This is a genomic window from Methylobacterium tarhaniae (genome assembly GCF_001043955.1).
Classification (GTDB): Bacteria; Pseudomonadota; Alphaproteobacteria; order Rhizobiales; family Beijerinckiaceae; genus Methylobacterium; species Methylobacterium tarhaniae.
In genome coordinates this window covers 1-2,354 of the sequence record NZ_LABZ01000259.1, presented here as the reverse complement: position 1 = coordinate 2,354, position 2,354 = coordinate 1, and the positions used below count along the sequence as shown (strand labels likewise).

The following is a 2,354-nucleotide window of genomic DNA, read 5'->3' as shown; positions in this document are numbered from 1 at the left end:
AAACCCGATCCCATCTCGAACTCGGCCGTTAACCGCCCCAGCGCCTATGGTACTGTGTCTCAAGACACGGGAGAGTCGGTCACCGCCAGACCTGCCAAGCACGCACGCATTCCCTCGTCACGACACTCGGATCACACCCTGGCGCGGGGTGGAGCAGCCCGGTAGCTCGTCAGGCTCATAACCTGAAGGTCACAGGTTCAAATCCTGTCCCCGCAACCAAACATACGAAGAAGCCCGTCGGCGAGAGCCAGCGGGCTTTTTTGGCTTCTCAGGTAATCCGCCGGATGCTGTCGGCGATCTCGTGCTCGTCGAGGCAGCCGAGCCAATCGTCCCGCATCAGGCGCGGCGTGCCGAACTGGATTGCCTTGTTGCAGGCATCCGAGAACACCCCGTCGATTTCCTTGAACGTGACCGCCGCCAGGATGTTGAGGTGGCCGAGCAGGAAATCGCGGGCGCACACCTCGGGTACGCCGCGGCGCACGGTTTCGTCCATCGCCTCGCGCATCACCGCGAGCAACGTGGCGCAGACGGTCTCGGACAGGCCGGGCTCGAGCAGCGCCATCTGCTCCACGGTGACGCGGTGCGAGCGCAGGATCGGCGCCCAGATCGCCTTGGCGACGCGCTCACCGAGGGCATACGCCTCCTCCGGCCCCTGCATCAGCGCGCTCACGATCGACTGCTTCGCGGCGATGCCACCGAAATGGTCGCGTCGCCCCTCGTCCGTGGTCTCGTCGTTGAAGATCGGCGGGTGGCAAGGATGGGTGACGAAGTAGGTCAGGTCCGGTCGCTCCGGCAGGTGGCCGGCGAAGGGCGCCGCCGCATCGAGGATCACCACCATCGTGCCGGCCTTCAGCTTCGGCGACAGGGCGTGGGAGACCCGGCCGATCAGCGTGTCGGGCACTGCCAGGATCACCACGTCGGCGCCGTCGAGGGCGGCCGCCGCCTCGATGCAGTCGAGGCCGAACTCGCTCTTGAGCCGCTGCCGCCCGGCCTCGCCGACCTCGACCGGGGCGATCTGGAACTCGGACTTCACGAGGTTGCGGGCAAGCCGCACGCCCATCTTCCCCCCGGCCCCGAACAGGGCGATTCTCTCGGTCATGGCGCATCCTCCCGCGAGCCGCCACCGGCCTCCGCGGGCCTCTTGTCGGGCGGCGCATGCGAGAGTGGCGACGGACCGGGCGCACGGCAATCGATTTGTCGTCCAAACCTCGCAGGCGGGCCGGAGGGACGCGGGTTCCGGCGGCGTTTCGCGGGCGCTGACGGGCGCCCTCACCCGGCCGGGACCCGCTCCCGCCGTCCCGCCTTCGCGGCCTCCATCCGCATCCCGGCCTCGTCCGGAGCGAGGGCCGGCGCCTGCCGGCCGATGGTCAGGGCCTCGTCGAGGATCGCCACGGCCTCGGCCCAGGCGCCGGGCCAGAACAGGGCGGCGGCCTCGGCCGCGTCGGCGGCGGTCCGGGGATCGATCTCGGCGGCGAAGAGGGCGGCGCGGGAGGCCGCTGCCGCGCGGGCGCCGCGCACCCAGGTGCCTTGCCGGCCGGCGGCCTCGGCGAGGGAGCCCGCCGACCAGGCGGCGTGGCGGGCCACCGTCGCCGCCCGGCCCAGGTTGGACGCGGCCCGGCAGGCGGCGGCGTGCTGCGCCAGCCCAGCCCGCTCCAGCACCGGCGGCAGCAGGCGGCGCACCCCTTCGAGGACGAGGTGGCTTGTGCGTGCCTCCTCGATCGCGGGTGCGTCGGCGGAGCGGGCGAGGCGCAGCACGAAGGTCATCAGGCGCGGGCGCTCGGCATCCGGCATCGCGTCGTTGAGGCCGAGCGCGTAGGTCGCGAGCGGGCCCGAGAAGCAGGGCGGGCAATCCGCCGAGGAGCGGATCGCCCGGTACGGCAGGCCGGCCGCGACGACCGCCGCCTCGTTGATGCAGGTGCCGCCATCCGGGCCCGGGAAGGCGTGCGAGCCCGGCAGCAGGCGCCAGTTCAGGATGGGGTCGAATAGGCCGGGCATGGATTCTTCCGCCGGGGTTTCGCGATCCGTGCCTCCGAAACTGGCAGGATTCCGGGCCGAGGGCGAGCCCTCTGCGCCGGTGCGGGCGCGGCTCTGCGGGGAGCGGGGCGGCCTGCGGCATCGCGCCTCCGCCCTGGCCGGATTGCGGAGTTGGAACATATAGTGAACATTAACGGCGGGGCGCAGCGTCGGCCGGGGGGGGGCCGGGGGGGTTTCTTTTAAACATCTCCGAGGCCCCGCGAACCTACTAGATGTCGGATGCCGCCTTCTGGTTGTAAAAAAAAAAAAGACCGAAGAAGACGAACATGACATGGCCAGCCTGCTCTATCCACTTAATGTCGACCTGTGTCACCACCGTC

Annotated in this window: 2 protein-coding genes, 1 tRNA gene and 1 rRNA gene; 2 read left to right on the top strand and 2 right to left on the bottom strand. The window is 70.4% G+C overall.

Annotation, left to right across the window (positions count from 1 at the left end; genetic code table 11):
* Nucleotides 1-91 (top strand): 5S ribosomal RNA (gene rrf, locus VQ03_RS27815); the annotation flags it as partial.
* A 51-nt stretch (nt 92-142) separates the two neighbouring features.
* Nucleotides 143-219 (top strand) — tRNA-Met (locus VQ03_RS27810).
* A gap of 49 nt (nt 220-268) precedes the next feature.
* Here the strand turns inward: VQ03_RS27810 and VQ03_RS27805 are convergent.
* Entirely contained in the window at nt 269-1,099 is an 831-nt protein-coding gene (locus VQ03_RS27805) for a phosphogluconate dehydrogenase C-terminal domain-containing protein (RefSeq protein ID WP_048454167.1), read from the bottom strand.
* A 170-nt stretch (nt 1,100-1,269) separates the two neighbouring features.
* Nucleotides 1,270-1,995 carry a hypothetical protein gene (locus VQ03_RS27800; protein ID WP_048454166.1) on the bottom strand — a complete coding sequence of 242 codons (726 nt, stop codon included), beginning with the start codon at nt 1,993-1,995 and terminating at the stop codon, nt 1,270-1,272.
* Nucleotides 1,996-2,354 lie beyond the last annotated feature (359 nt).